The following is a 20289-nucleotide window of genomic DNA, read 5'->3' on the forward strand; positions in this document are numbered from 1 at the left end:
GCGCATCATGAAAACCTCCCTCGTTTTCGGCCTGCTACTGCTTGGCGGCACTCCTTTCGCCGCCTATGCATTAGCGTTGACCCCCAGCGAAAGTGCGGGCAAACGCCTGTACCGCGAAGGCGTGTCCGAGAGTGGTGAACCGGTCATGGCGAGGGTCGGCGCCGCCGATATGTTGCTGCCGGCCAGCAGCTTGCCGTGCGCCAACTGTCATGGCGCTGACGGTCAGGGGCGGCCGGAAGGCGGGGTACGTCCCCCGGACATCAGTTGGTCGCGGCTCTCCAGCCGCTATGGCCAGGAGCAAATCAACGGTCGCGACTATCCGGCTTACACCGAGGGCACGCTGGCCCGCGCCATTGCGCAAGGTCGCGACTCAGCCAACAACCGACTCGACCCGGCGATGCCGCGGTTCGTGCTGTCGATGAAAGATCAACGCAACCTCACGGCCTACCTCAAGCGTGTGGCCGAAGACCGCGACCCCGGTTTGACCGCCGACAGTTTGCACTTGGGTACGTTGTTGCCCAGTCAGGGACCCTTGGCCGACGAGGGTGTCACCGTAGCGGCAGTGCTCAAGGGCAGCGTGGCGCGGATTAATGCGGCGGGTGGCATCCATGGTCGGCAATTGCGCCTGACCATTCTCGATCCTGGCCTGGACCGCGCCAGCGCCGAGTGGGCGCTGGACCAATTGATCGAGCAGGAGCAAGTGTTCGCCCTGATTGCACCGCTGGCACCGGCGCTGGACGCGGACCTGGCGGCGCGTCTGGAACAGGTGGGGATTCCGCTGATCGGGCCGCTTTCGTTGCAGGGCTCGGCGCAGGCCAGTCGGCAAATCTTTGAACCGTTGCCGGGGCTGCGCGAACAGCTGATCGCCCTGGCCAACTACGCTGCGGCCAGTTTGCGTGTGCTCCAGGGGCCGACGCTGATTACCTACCCGGACGAACCGAGCCAACGGCTGGCGGCGCAAAACCTTGGTCAGTACTTGCAAGATAACGCCTGGAAACAAGTGCGCCTGCAAGCCTGGGACGAGGCACAAGACGAACTGCCGCTGGGTTCGCGGTCGGTGTTTTACCTGGGCAGTGGCAGCGGCTTCTGTCGTCTGGCCGAACGTTTGCAAACAGCGGGGCAGGTGCCTTACCTGTTCGCCGCGTCGAATCAGGTGGCCGGTGAGGTGTTGAACGTGCCCAGTGGATTTTCCCGTCGATTGTTTTTGGCCTACCCGTTCGTGCCCAGTGACTGGACGCTGGCCGGACGCCTGGCGCTGACGCAATTGCGCGAAAAACAGGGGCTTGGCGGTCAGCACTCAGTGCTGCAAGTGGGCGCCTACAGTTCGATGCAACTGTTGAGCGAAGGCATGAAGCAGGCCGGGCGCGACGCCAGCCGCGAGAAGCTCATCAGTGCCCTGGAAGGCCTGCACAATTTCGATACCGGGCTGACCCCGCTGATCAGCTTTGGCCCGGGTCGACGCCAGGGCTTGAGTGGAGCGCATGTCGTCACGGTGGACCTGCCCGGCCAGCGCTTCTTCCTGGTTGCCCCCTACAAACCCATTAGTGTCATGCCTTGAACGGAGGTCGATCATGAAACTCAACACTGTGCTGATACTGCTGACACTGTGGGCCCCGGTGGCGTTCTGCAGCAACGGGCCGGCCGCTGCGCGGGTTAATGGAGAAGAGATTTCCGAGTTTCGCCTGGAGCGCTATTTCGCCGAATTCCTTGAAGATCAGGGCCGGGCTGTGGGCAACATTCGTAACCCCAAGGCCTACAAGCAACTGCGTCAGAAGGCGCTGGATGCGTTGATCGACAAGGAGTTGTTGTGGCAGGAAGCGGTCAAGCGCGGCGTGGTGATCAGCGACGCCGACGTGCAAAACCAGGTCGCCCAGACCCGGCAAGCGATCGGTGGCCCCGAGGTGTTTGCCCGCCGGCTCGAAGACGCCGGTTTCGATGAAGCCGGTTTTACCGAATACACCCGCCGTGAGTTGGCGGCCCAGCAGGTCTTTGCCGACCTGATTCAGGTGGGCAAGCCGGATGAAAAACAGGTCAGGGCGTTTTACGAGGAACACCGCGCCGACATAAACCGGCCGGAAGAAATTCAGGCCCGGCACATCCTGATCAAGGTGCCCCAGGGTGCCGATGCCGCCACAGTGGAAGCGGCACGGCTACGCTTGATAGAGATGCGCGTGAAAATTAGCCAGGGTGAAGACTTTGCCAGCGTTGCCCAGGCCGGCTCCGAAGACGCGACTGCCAGCGAAGGTGGGGACTTGGGCACTTTCCCTCGTGGGCGCATGATGCCGGAGTTCGAAGCAGCGGCTTTTGCTCTGGCGCCGGGTGACGTCAGTGAGCCGGTGCGCACGCCACTGGGTTGGCATTTGATTTATCTAAAGAACCACTGGGATGCGGCCGATGTCACAGAAACGCAGGGGCTTGAAATGGTACGGGCGTACCTTGCCCGACAGGAACAGGCTCAGGCTCGCCTGCAAGTCTTGGCGCAGCTTCGATCAAGCAATCGAATCGAACGGATTGATGATGATTAACGCTTGTCCCCCCCCAATAGTGGGGAAAGCATCATTGCAAATCCTGACGCTTCCCCGTTTTTGGGGGACGGAATTCGTGAGCGAAAAAGTTTTATCATGAGAATCAAAGAGATGTTCCGGTCGAAAACCGGCTCTCAGTCTGGCATGAAGTGTGCGTTAGCCTAATTAGGGCACGTACTCCCAGGCACGAATATCGGACCTGTGGTTACAAGGAGTCGACCTTGTTGAACAAAATACTGGTTGTTGAAGACGAACAGCTGCTTGCACAAAACCTCCAGGATTATCTGGCGGCGCAGGGGCTGGAAGTCCTGGTAGCGAACGACGGTGCGAAGGCTATCGGCGAAGTCGAAAGATTTGCACCCGATGTGATGGTGTTCGATTACCGCTTGCCCGATATGGAAGGCTTTGAGGTGCTAGATGCCGTCCGCCCAAACAGGAAGTGCCACTATGTGTTGATTACCGGGCACCCAACCGCTGAAGTATGTGAGCGGGCCCGGCAACTGGGAGTCAGCCATATCCTGTTCAAACCGTTTCCTTTGGCGGAATTGGCCCGTGCAGTCTGTGACCTTTTAGGGATGAAGCGCGAACCCAGAACGGGCGTAAGCACTAGCGAAGGATTCGTCGAACGACGCCAGAGCAGGACCGAGAGTTTCCCGCTGCAGTTGTACGACGGTAGTTGGGTGCTTGCGGATCGCCGAAAAAAAACCTCGGCCTCCTTGGCGCCAGACGACGAACAACTGCTCACCGGGGAGTAATTGGCGCGACAAGACGTTCCGGCACACGCCGCAATGACTCGCCGCGCCGACAGGGCTTAAAGCCCCGGGTGTTGGAGAGCATTTCATGGACCGTCTATCCCTTGCCGTCGAACCGGCGTTGTTGGACTGCGTACCGTCTCGTTTTTCCAGTGAGCAATTAGCCCAGGCCCGGGTCCGCGCCACCAGTTCCGGCGAACGGGTACTGGAAGCTCTTGGGGTTTTGAGCGAACTGGCCCCGATGCCCTTCATCCAGTGCCTCGGCACAACCCTGCATTATCCGGTGCTCGACACCGACAGCCTGTTCAAGGCCATCCCGGTATTCGACCGGGTCACCCTGGCCCAATGCCTCAAACGCGAATTCATCCTGCTGCGTCACGAGGATGCGGTCATTGGCGTGTTTGCCGACCCCTTTGATACGGCGCGCCTGGCCTGGATCGACGACTGCCTGCACGGTGCTCCGCTGTACCTGGTGCATGCCGACGACCTCAAAGCCTACCTGGCGCGTCACGAAGAGAGCTTCCACGCGGTGGAGTCGCTCAATGCCCAATCCGATACCGGCGTCGAAATCGATAACCTGCAAAGCCTGTCCCTGACCAGCATCAGCGAAGACGCCAGCGTCGTCGTCAAACTGGTCAACTCGACCCTCTACGACGCCTTGAAAATGCACGCCAGTGATATCCACCTAGGCACCACCGGCAGCGGCCTGGTGATCAAGTACCGAATCGATGGCGTGCTGAACAACATCAGTAAAATCCAGGGCAGCGAATTCGCCGAGCAGGTCATTTCCCGGGTCAAGGTCATGGCCGAACTGGACATCGGCGAAAAACGCGTGCCCCAGGACGGTCGCTTCAAGATCGGTATCAGCGGTCGGCAAATCGACTTCCGGGTGTCGATCATGCCGAGCATTTTCGGTGAAGACGCGGTGCTGCGGGTCCTCGATAAACAAGACCTGGCTGACAAGGTCAGCGGCGTGCAATTGCAGGCGCTGGGCTTCGAAGAGGAAACCCTGCGCCAGTTGCGGCGCCTGGCAGCCGAACCTTATGGCATGGTGCTGGTGACCGGGCCGACCGGTAGCGGCAAAACCACCACGCTGTACGCGATGATCACCGAGATCAACCACGGCGTGGACAAGATCATCACCATCGAAGACCCCGTGGAGTATCAACTGCCGGGCGTGCTGCAAATCCCGGTCAATGAAAAGAAAGGCCTGACTTTTGCCCGTGGTTTGCGCTCGATCCTGCGCCATGACCCGGACAAGATCATGGTCGGTGAAATCCGCGACCCGGACACCGCGCAAATTGCCGTGCAATCAGCACTCACCGGGCACTTGGTGTTTACCACCATCCACGCCAACAACGTGTTCGACGTGATCGGTCGTTTCACCCAAATGGAAATCGACCCTTACAGCCTGGTGTCGGCCCTCAACGCGGTGCTGGCGCAGCGCTTGATCCGTCTGGTCTGCGCCAGTTGCAGTGCACCGGTCACCCCCACCGACGACGAGTTGCAGGCGTCGGGTCTCGATCCAAAAGAAGTCGGGCACTACCACTTTGTGCATGGCAAGGGTTGTGGCCACTGCCGGGGTACCGGGTATCGCGGGCGCAGTGCGATCGCCGAACTGCTGCACCTGGACGATGAGCTGCGGCAAATGATTGTAGAGCGCCAACCCATTTCGAAAATCAAGGCCCATGCGTGCAAACGTGGCCTGCGCCTGCTGCGCGAGTCGGCACTGGAGCTGGTGCAGCAGGGGCGGACCACGCTCGAGGAGATCAATCGTGTCACTTTTGTCTCGTGATCGGTATATCGCCGTGCTCGGCGCCAGTGGTGTCGGCCTGGGCCAGCGCAAGGGCAGCGAAACCCTGTGGCTGGGCAGCGTCGGCTTTATCGATGAAGGCTTCCATGCATGGGCAGTCGCCCTAGAAACGCTCGACCGTTTGCTGGGCGAACACGCTCATGCCGGTGCGGAATTGAGTGTGGTTATTTCCGGGCACTTCAGCCGTTTCTGCCTGGTGCCCTGGAGTGAAGAGATCAGCACCCCCGACGAATTGCTCGGGTTCGCCCAACTGTGCTTCGAAGACCTTTACGGTGTCCCGGCTCAACCCTGGAGCATCGTGCTGTCGGCCGAGCCTGCGGGTTACGACCGGATCGCCACTGCGCTGCCGCAAGACTTGCTGACGCGCCTGCGCAGCCTGGTCAGCGGTCGCGGCCTGCGCTTGCGTTCGGTGCAGCCGTACCTGATGGCCGCGTTCAACCACTTCGACAAGAGCTTTGACGGTGGCGACTTTCTGTTTGTGGTTGCCGAGCCGGTGCGCAGTGTATTGCTGCTGGCGCGGGAAGGGCGTTGGGTGGCCGTGCGTTCGGTGGGTAGCAGTGACAGCGATGCCGCACTGACCGCACTGATCGGCCGTGAAAGCCAACTACAGGCCTCCACCAGCGAACGGCCGTTCAATCTCTACCTGCATGCCCCGGCGCGCTTCGACTCACACCCTGACGTGCCCGGTGTGCAGTTGCGCACCCTTGAAGAAGACCAGACATCCGTACGCGACAGTTTGTACGTCATGTCTCGGGCGGTGGCCTGACATGCGCCCGCTGATGCTCGACTTCCAGCCGCGCCGCCGTTCCGGCCCATTGGGCTGGAGCTTGCTCGGCGGTGGCGTGGTACTGGCGCTGGTGTGTTTCTTCGCCCAGCAGCACCTCGACGAACAGGCCTCGCAACTGCAAGGGCATTTGCAGCACACCCAGCGTGTGCTCACCGGCGACACCGGCAGCAAAGTCACCTTGACCCCTGCCGAAATCCGCGAGCAGGCACAGAACCTGGCCGAAATGCGCAAAGTCTCCCAGCAACTGCGTCGGCCTTGGGAGCGCTTGTTCGCCATGCTCGAAGCCATGCCAAGGGAAAACGTCGCCTTGCTGACGCTGACCCCGGATGCTCGCAAGGGTCAGGTGCGCATCAGTGCCGAGGCGCGGGATCTGGAAGCCATGCTCGAATTCCACCAACGACTGGAAGCCAGCGACGAGCTGTCCGACGTGTCGTTGCTCAGCCACGAAATCGTCGCCAACGTGCCGGAACACCCGGTGCAATTCAACCTGTCGGCCAGTTGGGAGATCGGCGATGCGAGTCCCTAAATTGATCATCCACGAATACCTGCAAGGTCTGGGGATTCCCGGCCTGGCCGGCATGGCGCTGCTGCTGGTAGCCCTGGTGTATGGCCTGGGCGGCTTGATGCCGGATTGGCAAGCGCTGCAACAGCTAAGCCAGCAGACCCGTGAAGCCGGCGAGTACCTGGCCAAGGTTGAAGACGGCAGCGTCGCGGCCCCGGTAGTGCCGCAACGTCAGCTCGATGACTTCCGCAGCAAATTGCCGGCACAACCTCAGGCCACCGTGGCCATCGACAAGATCTACGCATTGGCCGCCCAGGAACGCATCACCCTGTCCCGTGGTGAGTATTCGCTAGGCATCGACCCCAAGACGCACCTGGCCCGCTACCAGATTCTGTTGCCGGTGCGCGGCAGCTATCCGCAACTGCGGCGCTTCCTGCACGCCTTGCTTGGCCAGTTGCCGGCGGTGGTGGTGGAAGACATGGAGTTTCAGCGTAAAAAAATCGCCGACACCGAGCTGACCGGGCGGATCCGCATGACCCTTTACCTGTCGAGGTCATGATGAATACCAAGCGCGTAATGAGTTGGGTGGCGTTCTTCGGCGTGGCCGGGGGGCTGGCTTGGGGGCCTCAATACTTCCAGCAAGCGGAGGAGGGTGAGGGTACTGGCGCCGTGACCACCCCGGCCAAAGGCAAAACCGGCGGCGCGCTGCCGGCTGTATCTGCCAATGGCAAACCGGCAGTGATCAAGGACCTGAGCCCGTCCGGCGACCTGTTCGGCGCCCGCAGCTGGAAGCCGGCACCGACCCTGGCCAGCGTCACCGAACAACCCGTCAACCAAACCCCGGTGGTCCAAGCCCCCAGCGTACCGCCGATGCCTTTCCAGTTCATTGGCAAGCTTGATGACCATTCCGACCTGCAAGTGTTTTTGCAGAGCGGCGAAAAAATATACGTCGTACGCAAAGGGGATGTGATCGACGACATCTGGCGGATCGAGCGGATTTCCGATGTGGAACTGAGCTTTGTCTACTTGCCTCTGCATTTGTCCCAGACTTTGTCTTTGGGGAGCGAGCAATGAACCGATCCCGTTTACTGCTGAGCGTCTGCATCGTTGCAGCGCTGGCCGCGTGCAGTTCGGCGCAGATCGCGAACCAGGAAGGCACCGAGCTGATCGAGTCGGGGCAGTACGAAGCCGGCCTGGCACGTATCGAAGAGGGGTTGCGCGAAAACCCTCGCGATACCTCGCTGCACATAGCCCTCACCAGCGGACGGGCCCTGGCAGTGACATCGTTACTGACCCAAGGCGACATGGATCGTGCACAACGCGATTTCCCCTCGGCGCGCCTGGCTTACGGCCGAGTGCTGAACATCGAACCGAACAACCGCCGTGCCCAGGACGCGCTGCGTCAACTCGACTACTTGCGCAGCATGGATGAAAAACTCGAACTGGCCCGTGGTGACCTGCGTCGCGGCGACATCTACGGGGCCGACCGTCAGGTCAAACAGATCCTTGAACTCGACCCCCAGAATGACGGCGCCCTGGAACTGCAAGCCAGCATTCGCCTGGTGCAGAGTCGCAACGTGGTCCCGTATCCACAACTGCGCACCCGGCTGGACCGTCCGGTAACCCTGGAATTTCGCGACGCCAACCTGAAAACCATCTTCGAAGTGCTGTCCCAGGTGGCCGGGTTGAATTTCATCTTCGACAAGGACCTGCGCCCGGACATGAAAGCCACGATCTTCGTGCGCGACGTGCGCATCGAGGACGCGGTGCAACTGCTGCTGCAACAGAACCAGCTGCACCAGAAAGTGGTGAACGAAAACACCCTGCTGATCTACCCGGACTCGCCACAGAAGCTCAAGGATTACCAAGAGCTGGTGATGCGCACGTTCTACCTGACCAGCATCGATGCGAACACCGCGCTGAACATGATCAAAACCATGCTCAAGACCCGCGACGTGTTTGTGGACGAACGCCTCAACACCTTGACCATGCGCGACTCCGAAGACGCCGTCCGCATGGCGGAAAAGCTCCTGCAATCACAGGATCAGTCCAACCCGGAAGTGGTGCTGGAAGTCGAAGTGATGGAAGTGGCCCGTCAACGGATTCTCGACCTCGGTCTGCAATGGCCGAACACCTTCGGCGTGATCAACACCGACGGTTCGCCCGTGACGATCCTCGATCAACTCAAAGGCATCGACTCCAGCCGGATCACCATTTCGCCGTCGCCGCAAGCCAAGATCAACGCGCAAGACAACGACATCAACACCTTGGCCAGCCCGGTGATTCGAGTTACCAACCGTGAGCAGGCGCGCATCCACATTGGTCAACGCGTGCCGATCATCAGTGCGACCTCGGTGCCGTCGACTCAAGGGCCGGTGATCACCGAAAGCGTCACCTACCTCGATGTCGGTCTGAAGCTCGAAGTGCAACCGATCGTGCACTTGAATAATGAAGTGGCGATCAAGATCGCTCTGGAAGTCAGTAACGCCACGCCGCTGGAGCCGACCCGCCAGGGCACCATTCCGGTTCAGGTCGATACCCGCAACGCCCAGACCACACTGCGTCTGCATGACGGCGAAACCCAGATCCTGGCCGGTCTGGTGCGTAACGATCATGGCAGCACGGGTAACAAGATCCCGGGTCTTGGCGACATTCCAGGCCTTGGCCGGTTGTTCGGCAGCAACAAGGACACCGTCGGCAAATCGGAGCTGGTGCTGTCGATCACCCCACGGATCGTGCGCAACCTGCCATACCAAAGCCCTTCGGACATGGAATTCCAGACCGGTACCGAAACCAGCATGCACGTCCAGGCGCCGGATCGTGGGATGCAAACTTCGATTGAGCCCCAGAGCAACGAACAGCAGGTGGCTGGCGTGACCACCCAAGTGAGCGGCGGTCGGCCGGTGGCTGGCGTGACCACCCAAGTGAGCGGCGGTCGGCCGGTGGCTGGCGTGACCACCCAAGTGAGCGGCGGTCGGCCGGTGGCTGGCGTGACCACCCAAGTGAGCGGCGGTCGGCCGGCGGCCGCCACTACCCAAGTGACCGTCGGCCGGCCGCTGGCTGCCACCACCCAAGTGACCATCGAGAAGCCTTGATCATGAACGCCTCGCAACGTGGTTTTACCTTGGTCGAAGTCGTCGTGACGCTGGCCCTGATCGGCCTGCTGGCCAGTATGGCCGCGCCGCTGACCGAGACCATCGTGCGCCGGGGCAAAGAGCAGGAATTGCGCACGGCGCTGTACCAGATTCGCGACGCCATTGACGACTACAAACGCGCCTTTGACGCCGGTTATATCGAGAAGTCGCTGAACAGCAACGGTTATCCACCCAATCTTCAAGTCCTGGTGGAGGGCGTGCGCGATGTGCGCAGCGCCAAGGGCGCCAAGTTCTACTTTTTGCGCCGCATACCCCATGACCCGCTGACGACGGTCAAGCGTGACGACGAAGGTGGCTGGGGCTTGCGCTCATATGACAGCACGGCTCAAAACCCGCGCGACGGTGAAGACGTCTTTGACGTCTACTCCAAGGCCCGGGGCAAAGGGCTCAACGGCATCGCGTACCGGGAGTGGTGAGCATATGCGTCGGGAAAAAGGGTTTACCCTGTTAGAACTGATGGTGGTCATGGCAATCATCGCGACGTTGATGACCATCGCCTTGCCACGCTATTTCAACAGCCTCGAAACGTCGAAAGAAACCACGCTGCGCCAGAGCCTGTCGGCCATGCGCGAAGCACTGGATCACTACTACGGCGACACCGGACGTTACCCCGATTCGCTCGATCAACTGATCGAGCAGCGTTACCTGCGCAACGCGCCGATGGACCCGATTGCCGAGCGTAAAGACACCTGGGTGCTGGTCAAGCCACCGGAAGGCGTGACGGGCGGGGTGGCCGATATCAAAAGTGGAGCCACAGGGAGGGCGCGTGATGGCAGCCTTTTCTCCGAGTGGTAAGCCTGCCGACGAGGCGGGGTTCACCTACCTGGGCGTGCTGTTTCTGATCGTGGTGATGGGCATGGGCCTGGCCAGTGCCGGTGAGTTGTGGGCCACCGCTTCGCGCCGCGATCGGGAACGTCAGTTGCTGTGGGTCGGCACCCAATACGCTCAGGCACTGCGCAGCTATTACCGCAGTTCGCCAGGCCTGGCCCAGTACCCGAAAGAGCTGGCAGACCTGCTTCAGGACGAGCGTTTTCCATCGCCAAAACATCATCTGCGCCAGCTGTATCCGGACCCGATTGGCGGCGGGGAATGGACATTGATGCTCGGTTTCGACGGGCGCATCACTGGCATCAGCAGCCCTTCGACGGACACGCCGCTCAAGCAGACAAACTTTCCCAGCCAGTGGTCGGACTTCAACGGCATGGCGAGCTACAAAGACTGGCAGTTCGTGGCCGACAAGGCCTTCCTTGACGGCACGTCGGGCCCGCCGAAAAGCCAGTCCGCACTGCCTGAGGCGTTATCGCCATGAACCGACACTGGCCGCGGCTCTGATCCTTGCGTGTGTGGCGTCCTTCGCCAGCGCGGCTGAAGAGGACGAAATGCTCGGCTTCATCGTAGATGACACTATCTCGCACATTGGCCACGACTTTTACTACTCGTTCAGTGAACGACTGCGCGCCATCAGCCCGATGGATTTCAACCAGGGACTCCGTGAACGACCTTCGTCACGCAGATGGCGGCCTCACTGCCTAGTGCCGATCAGTTAAGGCGCAAAACCTGTGGGAGAGAGCCTGCTCGCGATGGCGGATTGTCAGGCAACGCAAGTGTTGACTGTGCCACCGTCATCGCGAGCAGGCTCGCTCCCACAAGGATTGCGGCGTTCAACGCCTTAACTGATCGGCATTAGCCTCACTGCCCCCCGCATTTCCACCACACATAAAAAAAACCGCTCCCCTTCACCAAAGGTCGCGGTTTTTCTACGCTGCTCAATTGTTGCTGTGGATGGTGACCTGACTGGCGAGCTGAATGCCTTGCCAGACTTTGATGCCGTTCCCGTTCCCGAGCTGGTTGATGTTGCCGTACTGCAAGTTCGTCGCGTTGTGGACGATGCCCGATTCGATGAATTCGATGTTGGCATCGCCGTACAGGTTCTGAATGGACATGCTGTCGTAGGCCATCGCTTGGGCGCTGATCATGACCAAGAGGGCTGCGGTAAGGGGGGGCAATTTGAATAGGCTGGAACCATCAAATGGTGCAGTGTTTTAGCGATATTGTTTGACCGATACGCTCATGCCGTTCCCGGACTGGGGCACGGCGCTGGAAAGCTCCGTGCCAGCCTGGTCGATGCTGGCGTCGTTGTTATTGCTGTTCTGGTCGATCAGCACGTGCTGGCCAACCGGGGGGAGGGTAACTCTCCCAGGTCGCCACCGGGACCCAGGTCGTCGTTTTCCATTAAGTCATCGGCGCGCACGCCCGCACTGCTGCAAAACAGAAGCAGGCAGAGCGGGGTGGCGGTCGAGTTTTTCATGGTTCAGCCTTTTACGAAGAGGCTCGCCCCACCCACCGGATTGGTGGGTGGGGCGAAGGCTCAGTTCGAGACCACCGATACCGTACGTACGGAGCCTTGGGACGAGGTGATGGTAGCGGTCGGGTTAACCGATGGAATCACCGTGGTGATGTTGTTCACCGTCAGCTTCCAGCGACCGTTCCCCGGCACCGTGGTGGTGCCCAAGGTTACCAACCCTGTCGGGGTGGTCACCTTGATGGTGATGGTGTTGCCAGTGGTCACCGATGAGGTGCCCGCAAAGCTCCAGGTGAAGCGGTTGTTGGAGCGAGCTGACACCGTGGCCGTTGTCACCGCGAAGGTTTCCGCAGCAGGCCTTGGCGAGACTTGCACCGTGACCGTCGCCGGTGTCGACTGGGCGCCGAAGCTGTCCCGGGCGACGTAGGTGAAGGTGGTGGTGAAGGCCGTGGTCACCGTGCCCGGTGGGGTGTAGGTGATGACGGTGCCGTCAGTGCTGACGGTGCCTCGACCGGTCGCCGGTTGGGTCACGATGGCGGCGCTGAGCGGCACGTTGCCTTCCGGATCGGTGTCGTTGGCCAGCACGTTGATGGGAATCGCCACGCCCAGGGTCGAAACGGCATCGTTGACCGCAGTCGGTGGCCGGTTAGGCGCCACGGTGATGGTCACCGTCGCTGGCGTGGTCGAGGCCAGGCCTTTGATGTCTTGAGCCTTGTAAGTGAAGGTCGTGGTCAGTGGCGCGTTGACAACGGCTGGCGGGGTGTAAACCACTGCTGTGGTGCCGCTCAATGCCACGGTGCCTTGCCCGGCAGCCGGTGGAGTCAGCGCCGTGATGCTCAGTGGCGTGTTGCCGTCCGGGTCGCTGTCGTTGGTCAGCAGGTTAAGTGTGACCGGCACGCCGAAGCTGGTGCTGCCGGTGTCGGCGACGGAAAGCGGCGCCTGGTTCTCACCGGTATCCGGTGCAATGCCGACAACCACGACCGGCTCGGTGTCACTGCCGCCCGCGGCGGATTTGATCGTCACGGTGGCGGGTGGCTGGGTCAGTTCGGCGACGGTCAGGCTTTGCAGGGTGCCGGACTTCGACAGACGTCCATAGCCCTGAGCGACCATATCCGGCACGGCCACTTCGTCGCTGGAGGAGGCTTCGATCAGCAGACTGTGATTGCTCCAGTTGTAGCGAGCAGTCTGGATTTTCACCACGTCAGTGAGCTTGCGCGACACCGCTGTAGGGCGGGTAGTGCCCGTCGGGTTGGTGGCGGTGACCACCACGACCGGAGGCACGTTGCCAATGAACTGATGCTGAGCAAAGAACAGCCCTTTGCTGTCGCCTGTCAGATTGCTCAGACATGGTGAAGGCGGAGGGCCGGGGACGAGGGCGATACTTTCGCGCAAGCACAGGGTTGAGCTGGTATCCGACGTGGCAAAGATTTCGACCCGAGTGCTGTTGCCTGTAACCGATGGGGTACGGCGATAGGTGGCGCGGTCAATTTCCACGGGTGTTTGCGCACGGCTGTCGAGCACTTTGCCTGACAGGGTGAAAAGGTTGGCCTGGATGGTCCCCGCGGGCCCTTCGATGCGCACGAAGTTGGTGTTGAAGGGGCTATCGGTCACGGCTTCGGTGAGGTTCGGATCGCCGACGAAGGTTTCGATGGCGCCGGTGTCCGGGTTCACTTCCGTATAAGGGCCGTTGACGCTGCGCAGGAATGGCCCGATGGCACCGTTGACCGCGCCGCTGAATACCCCAGGCGCACCGACGCCGACGTCTCTGGTGATGTTGATCGCACGACGGCCGGTGGTGGTGACGTTGACCGTTTCGACGCCGTAAGGGTGGGTGATGGTGTAGGTGCCGGCAACGGGAATGTTGATGCGCATACGGATCCGCGCGAAGCTGATCTGATCACCGTCAAGCGGGGTCCCGCCGGCAAATGCAGCCTCAATTCCGGCGACGTAGGCGTCCATCCCATAGCCGGCGGCGTTGTTGGGGATGTTGGTTTCGGCGAGGAACCAGAACGCTTCGTCTGGCCAGTTATCCGGGAACACCATCGGCTGGGTGTCATCGAAAATGCCTGGTGTCGGCAGCAGGGTGCACATGTAGGCCGGTGGCACAGAAGCCGCCACCCGCGAGCTGGCGGCTCGGGATTGGCACAGTTCCATCGACAGTAGATTGTTGTCCTGATACCAGATCGGGAATTTCCCGGAGGCAAAGGTATAAGGGCCGGGGTCGACGGCAGCGAGTTGCGCGAAAGCACTGCCGGACAGCGAAAGAGTCAGTCCCAAGGCGTTGAGCGCCAGGCGTGGCCAATTGTTCATGATGCCTCCTGATGAGGATCTGGGCATGTGAGCGTTCATTGCACGATGACCACTTCTTCGGTATCGCTGCCGCCATTGGATGACGTCACCCGAACCTGGGCTGGCGGAATCGGTGTGATGCCGGTGGCGAGGCTTTTGACTGCGCCATCGCCACTGAGAGCACCGATGGCGACCCCGGTACCGGAGGTGGCGGTGAGTATGGGTGGCGAGGTTTCATCACTGGTCGAGGCGACGATGGTGATTTGTCCGTTGCTCAAGCTGTACTCGGCCCGGGAAATCACCACCAGGTCAGTCAGGGGCATGGGCAAGATCGTCGGGGTGCTGCTGGCGATGGCGAGATGGTTGTCGGCGGTCACTTGTAGGGTGCTTGGCAACGTCGGATTGGCCGGCGACTGCGCGTACCAGTGGCCGGTGGTGTCCGCTTCGGTCAAGTTCAGCACGGGGTTATTGCTGTCCAGGGTCACGCTCGCGGGTGGAGGCGGAGCCAAGACGAAGACGTCCTGCTGGGCCACCGGTGCGCTCTCGCCGGCATGCCGTGAATAGGTGCTGCGCTGGGCGATGACCGGGGTTGGCCGGACCACGCTGGACAGCTTGCCGGATACGGCAAAGAGGTTGGTGCGCAAGTCCAGGCCATTGGGACCTTCGATGCGCACGAAGTTAGTGTTGAACGGGCTGCCGGTGACGGCTTCGTTGAGGTTTGGGTCGCCGACGAATTGTTCGGCGGAACCGGTGACCGGGTTGGTCTCGGTGTAAGGGCCGTTGACGCTGCGCAGGAACGGTCCGACATCGCCCTTGAGCGCGCCGTCATAGGTTTTCGCTGCGCCGATGCCGATGTCGCGGGTCATGTTGATCGCGCGTCGCCCAGGGGTATCGACGGTGAATACTTCGACGCCGTAGGGGTGGGTCACGACATAGGTCCCGGCAGTGGGCACGTCGACGCGGATGCGGATGCGCGCAAAGCTGATCTGGTCGCCTTCCACGGGGTCGCCGCCGCTGAAGGCTGCTTCAACCGCAGAGACATACGTCAGGTCGATGCCCCGGGCCGCATCGACGATGGTGGTTTCACCGGTCGCCCAGAACGCTTCGTCGGGGAAATTGGTCGGGAAGACCATCGGTTGGGTGTCGTCGAAAACTCCTGGTGCGGGGATCAACGAGCACATGTAAGTCGGGGCGCCCGGTGCACTGGCAACCCTGGAACTGACAGCCTTTGAAAGGCACAGATCGAGGGTGCGTCCGTGGGTATCCTGATACCAGGCGGCGAAATTGCCGTTAGCGGGCAGGTAGGGTCCAGGGTCCACAGCAAACAGCGCCGCTTGGGCAACGCCTTGGGCCAGAGCGGTCACGACCAGAGCGATCGTGGTTTTGGACAGTAAAGGGTGCATGTGTATTCCCTCTATCAGAAGACCTGCTCCTTGGGGGGCGAGTCGGTTGACAGGGCTTTGGCAACTTCCATACCAACTTTGAAAAACGTCTGCGCAAGCCCGTAATAAAAGGCCTGTGGCACTGCTGCGGCTAACTCGTGGCGGGCGTCGAAGCGGGCGACTGCCCCCAGTGTTGGGGTCAGATTGGGGCGGTGAGGTGGGCTGGAAAAGATGGGGGGCAACACCGGAAACGGGGCAAACATCGAGCAGTGGGCTATAACCCTATATGGGAAGCCGGGAACCACGTCCATGAATATCCAAGCATCAGCCCTTCAAAAAGAAGAGGGTGATATTCGGCATAGGTCGCACAAACAACCGTTCAATCTGCTGCGCTGGTTTTCGCTGATCAGCATGATGGTGATCGGCACTGTGGCCGTGGCGCTGGGCGCGGTGTCCACGCGTTTTGTGATTACCGAGAGCGTGCAGCGCGATGCGTTACTGACGTCGCAGTTCATTCAAGCGATTGCTGCAGCCGAGGTACGCCATGTGTCCATTCCCAACGTGCGGACCATGGGCGAGTTGCTCGACCCGCGCAAAGACAAGGATTTTCCCGATGTCGATCCAATGGCTCGTGCCAGTGCCCGCGGTGAATTTCTCGACCATATCAAACATTTGCCCGATGTAATCCTGGTCAACATCTTCGCCCCGGACCGCATGGTGATCTGGTCCACCAACCCGGAGTTGATGGGCACCACGATCCATGCCGACGAGGACCTCGATCACGCGTTTGGCTCCAAGACTACGGTGTCCGCCAGCTATCACAGCGTAGACAAGGCGCGCATGGAGCAGAAGTTCATCACGCCACCGGACCACATCTTCATTGAGAATTACATTCCGCTGTTCGATGCCGACCACGAAAACGTCACCGCGATGGTCGAGGTCTACAAGGAACCCACGGACTTGATCGACCGCATGGAGCGCGGCCTGGCAATGATCTGGCTGGCCACGGCCCTCGGGGGCGGTCTGATCTACCTGGGGCTGTACTGGATCGTGCGGCGGGCGGCGATTCTGTTGGAAACGCAACAAAAACAACTGATCACCAACGAAACCTTTGTCGCCCTAGGGGAGATGTCTTCGGCGGTTGCCCATAGTCTGCGCAACCCGTTGGCGAACATTCGCTCCAGCGCCGAACTGGCGCTTGAGTTCGACAGTGGCGCGGCCCACAAAAACATCAACGACATCATCGCTCAGGTCGATCGCATGTCGAAATGGGTCCGGGAATTGCTGCAATCCTTGCGACCGCTCAACGACGAAGCGGAGCCGGTGAACCTGGTCGCGTGCTTGCATGACAGTCTCCTGGCCTTTGAATATCAGATCGCCAAGGAAAAAATTCACGTGGTATTCGAGCCGAAGGAGACGCCGATGGTGCTGAGCCAACAGGTGCAGCTGACGCAGATCCTCAACAGTTTGATGGCCAATGCCCTGGAAGCCATGGATAAGGAGGGCACGCTGACCCTCGCGCTGGAACCGATCGATCCCGCAGGTATTTGTTTGGTCGTCAGTGACACCGGCAAAGGCATGAACGAGGAGCAGCGCAGCATGGCGTTCCGCCCATTTTTCACCACCAAGCAAGGCGGGCTGGGCGTCGGGCTGGTGTTAGTGAAACGCATCATGGAGCGTTTTGGGGGGGCGGTGACCCTGGACAGCCGCGAAGGCGAGGGCACAACCGTCCGTATGTCGTTCAAGCGAATTTCCTGACAATGGGCATGAACTTTCCCCGCTAGCGGGTGCCACGCCCCAGTTGTTTTTAGCAGGATGTGGCGCATTGGTGTTGATAAGCCATTGTTTTTCCAAGTGTTAATACTTTTGCGTAAGTCTGTTACAAATTTGGCGAGGTCTTTGCAAATCCCACATCACCCCTTCACACATTCGAGGCGGTTGATGATGGATAGAAACGCGCGTTATTCCCTCAAGTGGATTGGTCTATTGACACCACTGAGCGTCCTTTTGACGATGACGCTGGGCACCGCGACTCTGCGCGCGAGCCCGATCGATGACGAGCGACAGCCTGAACCATCTGACCCTTCGGCTTACTACGACGAACCAGCTGACGAACCTGCGGCGTTGAACGCCATTTTGAGCATGCCTGAGGCCAACCAGGACGCCTTCGACTTGCCCGATGGCAACAAAGGCAACCGCGACGAGACGCGTATAGAGAACGCCTTGCCGCCAGCGGTGCAGACCAGTTACAACTACCCCACCAATGGCAAACCGAGCCCGTTGTATAACGCTCAACCCTTCACTCAGCAGTTGGTGCTGTTTGAAGAGTTCGGCCCGGAAAAACTCGACCCCACTACACCGGCCGCACCGTTGGGTTTCCCGCCGGCAGCGGTCGGTCCATTGCCACAACAGGACCCGACCAATGCCGCCCGCAGTGCACCACCGAGCGCGGCACTCGATGCCTTCCTGCGTCAACCGGGGCTGACACCGTTCCCCAGCCAGTATTCCAACGTGGTGGACCGCAACCCTTGGCAGGCGCAGATCGAAGTCTTCCTCAACCGCCATATCGGCTCGTCGGCTGAAGGTCGTCCGCCAGGAAAGGGCTGGTCGCATCAGCGCTGGAACGAGTTCTACCCGCAATTGGCCTACAAAACCGTGCAAACCGGGGCGAGGCTCAACAGCGGTTGGCGTGACAGCCTTCAGATGCACCACTACGCCGTGGGCGAGTTCGGCCCTGGCGGCCTTTATCACAACGTCGCTGGCGTGCCGGCAACGGATGGCACCTCCAAGGGTGTTGATGCGCGCTTCCACCCGAACATGCCGGTGCAGAATCACAACTCGGTCTGGACCTTCGATGGCACCCTGCCGCCTAAATTGCTGATGGTGCGTTATGGCCAACCAGTATTGATGCGCCACTACAACGGCTTGCCGATCGACCCGTCGGCCAACATGGGTTTTGGTTTGCACACTATCAGTACCCACGAACACAACGGTCACGCACCGGCGGAAAGCGATGGTTATGCCAACGCGTTTTTCTTCCCGGGGCAGTATTACGACTATCGCTGGCCGATCCAGCTGGCCGGTTACGACACCATCAACACCGACGCTCATGATCCACGCGCGGCGTTCCCTTGCTCACCGGGTGAAACCCTGTGGACCAACGACGTCAGCCCGAGCCGCAAGACGTGCGAGAACGGCACGATCAAGATCCGTGGCGACTGGCGCGAAACCATGAGCACCCACTGGTTCCACGACCACATGCTCGATTTCACTGCGCAGAACGTCTACAAGGGCAACGCGGCGATGATGAACTACTACAGCGCCCTGGACCGTGGCAACGAGTCGGTGGACGACGGCGTCAACCTGCGTTTCCCTAGCGGCAGCGCCTTGCCGTGGGGTAACCGCGACTACGACGTCAACCTGGTGTTCGCCGACAAGGCATGGGATCAGAACGGTCAGCTGTGGTTTAACCCGTTCAACACCGACGGCTTCCTCGGTGACCAGGTGCTCGTCAACTGGCAGTGGAAACCGGCCCTGGATGTACGTGCCCGCAGCTATCGGTTCCGCATGCTCAACGGTTCGGTGTCGCGCTACTTCAAACTGGCGCTGGTGCGTGAAATCAAAGGCACCAGTGGCGAGTTTCAGGGGCCCAAAGGCTCGGGTGTGTCCTATGCCCGCGTGCCGTTCCACATGATTGCCAATGACGGCAACATCATGGAGCACAGCGTGCCATTCGACGGCACCATGGACCTGGACGCCGACGGCGACAAACAGAACCACAACGCAATCCTGCCAACCCAGGGCATTGCCGAGCGCTTCGACATCATCGTCAACTTCGCGAAAAACGGCATCAAACCGGGTGACAAGGTGTTCTTTGTCAACCTGCTGGTGCATGACGACGGTAAAGGCCCGAAAGAGCCGGTGTCGCTGGCCGACGTGCTCTCCGAAAATTACAAAGCGGTGATCAAGCAAACCAGCAAAGGGCCGATGTGGGACAAGGGCGACCCGGCAGTGGGCAAAGTTTTGCAACTCAACGTCAAGCCTTACACCGGTCAGGACCTGACCATGGACCCAGCAGCCTATGAACCGGCCAAACCGGGTAAAGCCGAAGGCCTGGTGATGATCCCGCTGAAGATTCATCGCGACAATGCGGCCGACAAGGCGCGGCTGGCTCAGGCACGTCACCGGACCTTCACCTTCGGCCGTTCCGACGGCACCGATGAAGCACCGTGGACGGTCAAGACCGATGGCGGCTTCGGCTTCCACATGGACCCACGTCGTTTGAACGCCGCGACCCAGTTGGCTAACGGTCCTACCGATGCCGGGGCCGCCGGTTTCGGCACCCTGGAGGTGTGGAATATTAAGGCCGGCGGTACGGGCTGGAGTCACCCGGTGCATGTACACTTCGAAGAGGGGATCATCCTCAGTCGCGGCGGCAAGGCACCACCGGAATGGGAAAAATGGGCGCGCAAGGACGTGTACCGCATAGGCTCGGAAAAAGATGGCCTGGACAACGTCGAGATGGCCATCAACTTCCGCGAATTCGCCGGGACCTACATGGAGCACTGTCACAACACTCAGCATGAAGACAACTCGATGCTGCTGCGTTGGGACATTGAGAAACCGGGGCAATTCCAGTTGATGCCAACTCCGCTGCCAAGCTGGGATGGTGTGCGCTACGTCAGCTCTGCCGCACTGCCAACCTACAAAACCGGTGACGGCGTTGGCCCTAAAGTGACGGTTAAACAATGAAACGCCGCGAGGGAGCCGAAATGAACATGA

17 protein-coding genes and 2 pseudogenes are annotated in these 20289 nt (G+C 60.5%); 15 read left to right on the forward strand and 4 right to left on the reverse strand.

Features of this window, described 5'->3' with window-relative positions:
- Positions 1-7: 7 nt before the first annotated feature.
- The 13 genes and pseudogenes from ACWGZX_RS25155 to ACWGZX_RS25215 form a co-directional block, all read left to right on the forward strand.
- The gene (locus tag ACWGZX_RS25155; protein ID WP_452625893.1) at positions 8-1558 is read left to right on the forward strand and encodes a cytochrome c/ABC transporter substrate-binding protein; all 1551 of its coding nucleotides are present in this window, start codon (positions 8-10) and stop codon (positions 1556-1558) included.
- A gap of 13 nt (positions 1559-1571) precedes the next feature.
- On the forward strand, positions 1572-2525 hold the full coding sequence (locus tag ACWGZX_RS25160) for a peptidylprolyl isomerase (protein ID WP_452625894.1): 954 nt from the start codon (positions 1572-1574) through the stop codon (positions 2523-2525).
- 221 nt (positions 2526-2746) lie between these two features.
- Positions 2747-3280, forward strand: coding sequence for a response regulator (locus tag ACWGZX_RS25165; RefSeq protein WP_452625895.1), 534 nt, complete (start codon positions 2747-2749; stop codon positions 3278-3280).
- An 85-nt stretch (positions 3281-3365) separates the two neighbouring features.
- Entirely contained in the window at positions 3366-5072 is a 1707-nt protein-coding gene (locus tag ACWGZX_RS25170) for a GspE/PulE family protein (RefSeq protein ID WP_452625896.1), read from the forward strand.
- Complete coding sequence (locus ACWGZX_RS25175; RefSeq protein WP_452625897.1) at positions 5053-5856, forward strand: hypothetical protein; 804 nt, start codon at positions 5053-5055, stop codon at positions 5854-5856. Before ACWGZX_RS25170 ends, ACWGZX_RS25175 begins: the two co-directional genes overlap by 20 nt.
- 1 nt (position 5857) lies before the next feature.
- Positions 5858-6403: a PilN domain-containing protein gene (locus tag ACWGZX_RS25180; RefSeq protein ID WP_452625898.1), complete on the forward strand. Its 546-nt coding sequence runs from the start codon at positions 5858-5860 to the stop codon at positions 6401-6403.
- On the forward strand, positions 6390-6938 hold the full coding sequence (locus ACWGZX_RS25185; RefSeq protein ID WP_452625899.1) for a GspMb/PilO family protein: 549 nt from the start codon (positions 6390-6392) through the stop codon (positions 6936-6938). Before ACWGZX_RS25180 ends, ACWGZX_RS25185 begins: the two co-directional genes overlap by 14 nt.
- A complete protein-coding gene (locus tag ACWGZX_RS25190) occupies positions 6938-7453 on the forward strand; it encodes a hypothetical protein (RefSeq protein WP_452625900.1) in 516 nt (171 codons plus the stop codon). The genes ACWGZX_RS25185 and ACWGZX_RS25190 overlap by 1 nt, the downstream gene beginning before the upstream one ends.
- The gene (locus ACWGZX_RS25195; protein ID WP_452625901.1) at positions 7450-9474 is read left to right on the forward strand and encodes a secretin N-terminal domain-containing protein; all 2025 of its coding nucleotides are present in this window, start codon (positions 7450-7452) and stop codon (positions 9472-9474) included. Before ACWGZX_RS25190 ends, ACWGZX_RS25195 begins: the two co-directional genes overlap by 4 nt.
- Before the next feature lie 2 nt (positions 9475-9476).
- Positions 9477-9950 (forward strand): type II secretion system protein, encoded by a 474-nt coding sequence (locus ACWGZX_RS25200; RefSeq protein ID WP_452625902.1) that lies wholly within the window; start codon positions 9477-9479, stop codon positions 9948-9950.
- A 4-nt stretch (positions 9951-9954) separates the two neighbouring features.
- On the forward strand, positions 9955-10329 hold the full coding sequence (locus ACWGZX_RS25205) for a type II secretion system protein (RefSeq protein ID WP_452625903.1): 375 nt from the start codon (positions 9955-9957) through the stop codon (positions 10327-10329).
- A complete protein-coding gene (locus ACWGZX_RS25210; protein ID WP_452625904.1) occupies positions 10304-10843 on the forward strand; it encodes a type II secretion system protein in 540 nt (179 codons plus the stop codon). The genes ACWGZX_RS25205 and ACWGZX_RS25210 overlap by 26 nt, the downstream gene beginning before the upstream one ends.
- Positions 10840-11045: pseudogene (locus ACWGZX_RS25215) on the forward strand (CsgE family curli-type amyloid fiber assembly protein); the annotation flags it as partial. The gene ACWGZX_RS25210 and the pseudogene ACWGZX_RS25215, both read left to right, overlap by 4 nt.
- 255 nt (positions 11046-11300) lie before the next feature.
- Here ACWGZX_RS25215 and ACWGZX_RS25220 read toward each other — a convergent pair.
- The 4 genes and pseudogenes from ACWGZX_RS25220 to ACWGZX_RS25235 all read right to left on the reverse strand — a co-directional run bounded on the left by ACWGZX_RS25220 (position 11301) and on the right by ACWGZX_RS25235 (position 15528).
- A complete protein-coding gene (locus tag ACWGZX_RS25220; protein WP_452625905.1) occupies positions 11301-11510 on the reverse strand; it encodes a hypothetical protein in 210 nt (69 codons plus the stop codon).
- A 66-nt stretch (positions 11511-11576) separates the two neighbouring features.
- Positions 11577-11842 (reverse strand): annotated as a pseudogene (locus tag ACWGZX_RS25225) (curlin repeat-containing protein).
- A 60-nt stretch (positions 11843-11902) separates the two neighbouring features.
- Positions 11903-14146, reverse strand: a complete 2244-nt coding sequence (locus ACWGZX_RS25230) for an Ig-like domain-containing protein (RefSeq protein ID WP_452625906.1) — start codon at positions 14144-14146, stop codon at positions 11903-11905.
- 35 nt (positions 14147-14181) lie between these two features.
- On the reverse strand, positions 14182-15528 hold the full coding sequence (locus tag ACWGZX_RS25235) for a hypothetical protein (RefSeq protein ID WP_452625907.1): 1347 nt from the start codon (positions 15526-15528) through the stop codon (positions 14182-14184).
- 288 nt (positions 15529-15816) lie between these two features.
- On the opposite strand from ACWGZX_RS25235, the gene ACWGZX_RS25240 reads away from it, so the two are divergent.
- A complete protein-coding gene (locus ACWGZX_RS25240) occupies positions 15817-17265 on the forward strand; it encodes a sensor histidine kinase (RefSeq protein ID WP_452625908.1) in 1449 nt (482 codons plus the stop codon).
- Between the two features lie 186 nt (positions 17266-17451).
- Positions 17452-20259, forward strand: a complete 2808-nt coding sequence (locus ACWGZX_RS25245) for a multicopper oxidase domain-containing protein (protein ID WP_452629064.1) — start codon at positions 17452-17454, stop codon at positions 20257-20259.
- Positions 20260-20289: the final 30 nt, after the last annotated feature.

The sequence above is a fragment of the Pseudomonas sp. CLCA07 genome (assembly GCF_053615335.1).

Coding starts and splice junctions, on each gene's coding strand:
- ACWGZX_RS25180 (WP_452625898.1), top strand. CDS start 5,858: ATGCGCCCGCTGATGCTCGACTTCCAGCCGCGCCGCCGTTCCGGCCCA.
- ACWGZX_RS25170 (WP_452625896.1), top strand. CDS start 3,366: ATGGACCGTCTATCCCTTGCCGTCGAACCGGCGTTGTTGGACTGCGTA.
- ACWGZX_RS25245 (WP_452629064.1), top strand. CDS start 17,452: ATGGATAGAAACGCGCGTTATTCCCTCAAGTGGATTGGTCTATTGACA.
- ACWGZX_RS25190 (WP_452625900.1), top strand. CDS start 6,938: ATGAATACCAAGCGCGTAATGAGTTGGGTGGCGTTCTTCGGCGTGGCC.
- ACWGZX_RS25220 (WP_452625905.1), bottom strand. CDS start 11,510: ATGATCAGCGCCCAAGCGATGGCCTACGACAGCATGTCCATTCAGAAC.
- ACWGZX_RS25210 (WP_452625904.1), top strand. CDS start 10,304: ATGGCAGCCTTTTCTCCGAGTGGTAAGCCTGCCGACGAGGCGGGGTTC.
- ACWGZX_RS25205 (WP_452625903.1), top strand. CDS start 9,955: ATGCGTCGGGAAAAAGGGTTTACCCTGTTAGAACTGATGGTGGTCATG.
- ACWGZX_RS25160 (WP_452625894.1), top strand. CDS start 1,572: ATGAAACTCAACACTGTGCTGATACTGCTGACACTGTGGGCCCCGGTG.
- ACWGZX_RS25235 (WP_452625907.1), bottom strand. CDS start 15,528: ATGCACCCTTTACTGTCCAAAACCACGATCGCTCTGGTCGTGACCGCT.
- ACWGZX_RS25195 (WP_452625901.1), top strand. CDS start 7,450: ATGAACCGATCCCGTTTACTGCTGAGCGTCTGCATCGTTGCAGCGCTG.
- ACWGZX_RS25200 (WP_452625902.1), top strand. CDS start 9,477: ATGAACGCCTCGCAACGTGGTTTTACCTTGGTCGAAGTCGTCGTGACG.
- ACWGZX_RS25240 (WP_452625908.1), top strand. CDS start 15,817: ATGAATATCCAAGCATCAGCCCTTCAAAAAGAAGAGGGTGATATTCGG.
- ACWGZX_RS25185 (WP_452625899.1), top strand. CDS start 6,390: ATGCGAGTCCCTAAATTGATCATCCACGAATACCTGCAAGGTCTGGGG.
- ACWGZX_RS25155 (WP_452625893.1), top strand. CDS start 8: ATGAAAACCTCCCTCGTTTTCGGCCTGCTACTGCTTGGCGGCACTCCT.
- ACWGZX_RS25230 (WP_452625906.1), bottom strand. CDS start 14,146: ATGAACAATTGGCCACGCCTGGCGCTCAACGCCTTGGGACTGACTCTT.